Source organism: Caballeronia choica (assembly GCF_001544535.1).
Lineage (GTDB): Bacteria > Pseudomonadota > Gammaproteobacteria > Burkholderiales > Burkholderiaceae > Caballeronia > Caballeronia choica.
Genome location: NZ_FCON02000286.1, coordinates 1 through 5331, shown reverse-complemented (window position 1 = coordinate 5331; position 5331 = coordinate 1). Strand labels below are relative to the sequence as shown.

Here is a 5331-nt window from a genome sequence, read left to right as displayed (position 1 = left end):
TTTCTTTGCTTACTTTCTTTGCAGCAGCAAAGAAAGTGAGTCCCGCCCCGGACAGGGGCAGAGCTAATAAACCAAAAACAAAACAAGTTTCATAGAAGCCCAAGCGCATCAAACGGTGTAAAACACCCCCCTCAAGCGCCCCCCCAGCGCGCCCGATCGGCACCGGCGGCAGCGCCCAATGCGGCGGCGTCGCCGGCATGCGCTCCGCTGGCTGCGTGCAGGTGAGCCTGCCGAACGGCGAGTCCATCGTCTGCAAGGCGTCGCGCACATCGTCGAAGCCCACGTCCGGCGTGCGCTGTCCATCCGCGATCGTGCCCATCGACTGGAGCCAGCGGCCCGTCTGCGCGAGCGACACGCGCACGAGCCAGCTTCCGCCTTCCATTGCGCGCCGGTGCAACGCGACCATCGCGCCAAACGCGGCGAGATAGCCGGTCGCGTGATCGAGCGCCTGGCATGGCAGGTGGCGCGGCTTCGTCTCGCCGGCCGCGCGAGCCTCGGTCCAGGCGATCCCGCTCGCCGACTGCACGAGGCTGTCGAAGCCGCGTCTCGCCGACCACGGACCTTCATGGCCGTATGCCGAAACCGTCACGTACACGATGCCGGGCCTGACCCGCGCCGCGTCGCCGGGACCGAAGCCGCGCGCCGCCAGCGACTCTGGCCGATACGATTGCAGGAAGACATCGGCGTCCTTCAGAAGCGCCTTGAGCGATTCGCGGCCGCTCGTCTCGCGTAGATCGAGCGTCGCGGAGCGCTTGCCGCGACCGTTGTCGATCACGAGCGGCGCGATGTTCGGCAGATGCGGACCGTTGATCAGCAGCACGCTGGCGCCATGTTGCGCAAGCGTGCGCCCCGCGACCGGTCCCGCGATGATGCGGCTCAAATCGAGCACGCGCACGCCCGCGAGCGGCCGGTCGCCTGGCTCGCCGCCGATCGGCATCGCAGGTGCATCGCCGATGCGGACGATCTCCAGCAACGGCAGCCTCGCCACACTTTGCGCTTGCGGCAACGCGGCCCACTCGGCGGGAGAACGGATCAGCGCGGCGCACAGGCCCGCATCGCCGAGCGCCTGGTCGAGCGCCGCGCCGTCCCAGCCGCGAATCGCCTGCGTCACCGAGGCGTGATCGTTCGCGCATCCCAGCACTTTCACGATGCCCGCGCGATGGTGCGCGAAGTTCGCGTGAAGCTGGACCCAGCGCCCATCGCGCGTCTCGTAGAAGCCGGTGAGCGGATCGCGCAAGTCGGGCGCGGGACCGTCGTCGACGCGCAGATAACGCTCGCTGCGAAACGCGATGCACGCGCGCCGCGCATCGACCTCGACGTGCTGCGCGCGGCCGGTGCGGTGCCGAAAGCACTCGGCCGCGGCGAGCGCCTGCGCCGCGATCACGTCCGTCGCGAGCGACGCCACGCGATACACCGACGGCAACTGCGGATCGCCGCCCGTCGTCGAGATGAAAGAAAGCGCGGCCGGATCGCACTGCGCCGCGTGCCAAAGCTGCTCTAGCCCAGTCATGTCGGGTCTCTCTCGTGGCTGCCGGACCCCTCAGTCTACGAGCGGCACGGAACCCGGATCAACCGTAAAATCAGGGCGCCTTGCCCCGACCGCCCGTCCACGCGCACCGCCCTCATGCCCGACACCCTTCAATCGAACGTTGCGCCCACGCCCTCCGACCGCTCGCTCACGATGATGCTGTGGCTCGTCGCGACGGGCTTTTTCATGCAGACGCTGGATTCGACGATCGTCAACACCGCGCTGCCCGCGATGGCAAAGAGTCTCGGCGAGGCACCGTTGCGCATGCAGGGCGTCGTGATCGCGTATTCGCTCACGATGGCGATGATGATCCCGGTGTCGGGCTGGCTCGCCGACCGGCTCGGCACGAAGCGCGTCTTTTTCAGCGCGATCCTCGTCTTTACGATCGGTTCGCTCCTCTGCGCGAATGCGCAATCGCTCACGCAACTCGTGATCTATCGCGTCGTGCAGGGCGTGGGCGGGGCGATGCTGTTGCCGGTCGGACGGCTCGCGGTGCTGCGCGTCTTTCCGGCCGAGCGCTATCTCTCGGCGCTCGCCTTCGTCGCGATTCCCGGCCTGATCGGCCCGCTGATCGGCCCGACGCTCGGCGGCTGGCTCGTGCAGATCGCGTCGTGGCACTGGATCTTCCTGATCAACGTGCCGGTGGGCGTCATCGGCTGCATCGCGACCAACCTGTACATGCCCGACAGCCGCAACCCGGCCACGCACCCCTTCGATCTCGCGGGCTATCTGCTGCTCGCGGTCGGAATGGTCGCGCTCACGATTTCGCTCGACGGTCTCGCCGACCTCGGCCTGCAGCACGCCATCGTGCTGGTGCTGCTGATCCTGAGCTTCGGCTGCTTCGTCGCGTACGGACTCCACGCGACGCGCGTGCCGCAACCCATCTTCTCGCTCGACCTCTTCAAGATCCATACGTTCAGCGTGGGCCTGCTAGGCAACCTGTTCGCGCGCATCGGCAGCGGCGCGATGCCGTACCTGATTCCGCTGCTGTTGCAGGTGAGTCTCGGCTTCACCGCGTTCCAGGCCGGCATGATGATGCTGCCGGTCGCGGCGGCGGGGATGTTGTCCAAGCGTCTCGCCACGCGCCTGATCGAACGGCATGGCTACCGGCAGGTGCTCGTCGTGAACACGGTGCTCGTCGGGCTGATGATGGCGAGCTTTGCGCTCGTGAGCGCCCATCAGCCGCTGTGGCTGCGGCTCGCGCAACTGGCCTTGTTCGGCGCCGTCAACTCGATGCAGTTCACCGCGATGAACACGCTCACGCTGAAGGACCTCGGCACCGGCGGCGCGAGCAGCGGCAACAGTCTGTTTTCGCTCGTGCAGATGCTCTCGATGAGCCTCGGCGTGACCGTCGCGGGCGCGATCCTCGCGACCTTCACCGGCCTCTTGCCGCGCGTCACCGAGACGAATTCGCTGCCCGCGTTCCACGCGACGTTTCTCTGTGTCGGCGTGATTACCGCCGCCACCGCGTGGATCTTCGGGCAGCTTGCGCCGGAGATCAAAGCCGTATCGAAGCGCAAAGTGGACCCGTCGGAATCGAATTGATGACGGGAGCGACCCGGACGATGACCCGGCCGATTCCGCCGTCCGGTCGTGCGCCTGCGCACTCGAACGGTGCGCGCGGCACCGGGGCGCAACACGCGCTCATGCGATTGGCACCCGATACGCCGCCCGAATGACCCATTAAACACACGAATACCCTGCGCCATCCCGAAAAAACTGAAAACGCGCATGGTTCTTGCTCGATCGTTCGGGCGCCTATCGAGTAAACTCGAAGGCAACGATAACGCTTACGCCACCGGCTTCGGGCCCCGCCACCATGAGCATGGTTGAAATCGACCCTCCCCGCTTCCAGCCGCCGCGCCCCGTCGCCGGCGACGATGGTTCGCGGCGCACCGTCCTGTACGGCGAGTACACCGTGTTCAGCGTGTTCCAGCCGGTGTTCTCGGTGTCGCATCGCCGCGCGATCGGGTATCACGCGTCGCTGCGCGCCCGCGACGACGCGAATCGTCACGTGCCGTCGCATGAAGTGTTCACGCAGGCTGCGCGTCGCGGCGACCTGCTGGAACTCGGCCGGCTGGCCGAATCGCTGCATCTGGGCAACTTCTTCGCCTTCGACAGCCACGACGAATGGCTATTCCTGAGCCTGCACCCGGCCGCGCTGATGGACACGAGCTACGGCGACGCGCTGCTCGCGGCGCTCAAGGAACTCGGCCTGCCGCCGCAGCGCGTAGTGCTCGAAGTGCCGGAGCAGGCGGGCGGCGAGACGACGCGCTTCGCCGAAATCATCGATTCGCTGCGCAAGTCGGGCTTCTTGATTTCGCTCGACGGATTCGGCGTCAAGCATTCGAACATCGATCGCGTGTGGCATCTGCGGCCGGACATCGTGACGCTCGACCGCTGCATTCTCCAGCAGGCGAGCGAGCACAAGCATATCGAGCGCGTGCTGCCGGGGCTCGTGTCGCTGCTGCACGAATCGGGGCAACTGGTCCTGATGGGTGGCCTTACCACCGAACGCGATGCGCTGATCGCGCTCGAATGCAACGTCGATTTCGTGCAGGGCGCGTATTTCGCCGGGCCGAGCGTCGATGCCGTCAAGCCGCAGGCGGCGGCGCACGTGATGGACGCGTTGTCGGCGGCGTCGCGCGAGCGGGTCGCGGCGCGTGAGCGCGCGCAGTCGGCGCGGCTCGCACCTTATGTGAGCGGACTGGAAAGCGCGGCAGCGCGACTGGTCGAAGGCGAATCGCTCGGCGTGGCCACGCGCGATCTGCTGCAATTGCTCGACACGGCGCGCTGCTTCCTGCTCGATCACGCGGGACGCCAGATCGGCGACAACGTCGTGCCGATCGTGCGCGCGTCGCAGCGCGCGAAGCGCTTCAGTCCCTTGCTGCATTCCGAGGGCGCGAGCTGGGAGCGCCGGCCGTATTTCATCGAGGCGCTGCGCGCGCCCGGCCGGGTGCATCTGACGGCGCCTTATCTCTCGATCAACGAAGCGCACCTGTGCGTGACGGCGTCGATCGCGGCACAGACGCCGCATGGCTTGCAGGTGCTGTGCGTCGACATCAACTGGGATGCGGCAATCCGGCGGCATTGAACGTCGGTTCGACGCCTGAACGCGCTTTCCGGCGCAATGCTTGTTTCACTCCAGCATGAAACGACGTCCGCATGGACGGCGCTACCATGGCCGTGCGTCGAAGATTCGCCGCGCGACTGGAGAGCATCGATGAAACGAGAAGTCATCCGCGTGGAACCCTTGTCCACGTATCTGGAGAACTGGAAGGCGCCGACCTCGGCCGTTACGCGGCACGGCGAGACGATCTACGTCTCCGGCTTCCCACCGTTCGATCCCGCGACAGGACAGATCGTCGACGCCCCGATCGAACGCCAGACCGAACTGGTCCTCGAACAGATGAAACTGTGCCTGGAGACGGCTGGGTCGTCGCTCGCGAACGTGCTGAAGTGCAATGTGTACTGCACGTCGGTCGAGAAATTCGCCGCGGTGAACGCAATCTACGCCCGCTATTTTCCGATCGATCCACCTGCGCGCATCTTCGTCTGCGTCCCCGCGTGGCCGGGACATTTCGACATCGAAATCGACTGCATCGCCGCCGTGTAGGGCTTCGGAGCGGCGCAGAATCGAAGGAGCGAATCATGGGGTCGCCGGCGCTTGGGGAGTCTTTACGCCGTTTGATGCGCTCGCGCTCCTATGAAACTTGTATTGGTTTTGGTTTATTTGCTCTGCCCCTGTCCGGGGCGGGACTCACTTTCTTTGCTGCTGCAAAGAAAGTAAGCAAAGAAAGCAG

General features: G+C 65.9%; 4 protein-coding genes. 3 read left to right on the top strand and 1 reads right to left on the bottom strand.

Annotated elements, in window-relative coordinates:
• On the bottom strand, window positions 1-1510 hold a 1510-nt coding region (locus tag AWB68_RS42410), incomplete at its 3' end, for a CoA transferase (RefSeq protein WP_087650102.1).
• A 114-nt stretch (window positions 1511-1624) separates the two neighbouring features.
• On the opposite strand from AWB68_RS42410, the gene mdtD reads away from it, so the two are divergent.
• From mdtD to AWB68_RS42395, 3 genes are all read left to right on the top strand, one after another.
• Window positions 1625-3073 (top strand): multidrug transporter subunit MdtD, encoded by a 1449-nt coding sequence (mdtD, locus tag AWB68_RS42405; protein ID WP_087650101.1) that lies wholly within the window; start codon window positions 1625-1627, stop codon window positions 3071-3073.
• Between the two features lie 274 nt (window positions 3074-3347).
• Window positions 3348-4622 (top strand): EAL domain-containing protein, encoded by a 1275-nt coding sequence (locus tag AWB68_RS42400; protein WP_087650100.1) that lies wholly within the window; start codon window positions 3348-3350, stop codon window positions 4620-4622.
• Window positions 4623-4751: 129 nt separating this feature from the next.
• A complete protein-coding gene (locus AWB68_RS42395) occupies window positions 4752-5144 on the top strand; it encodes a RidA family protein (RefSeq protein ID WP_087650099.1) in 393 nt (130 codons plus the stop codon).
• Window positions 5145-5331: the final 187 nt, after the last annotated feature.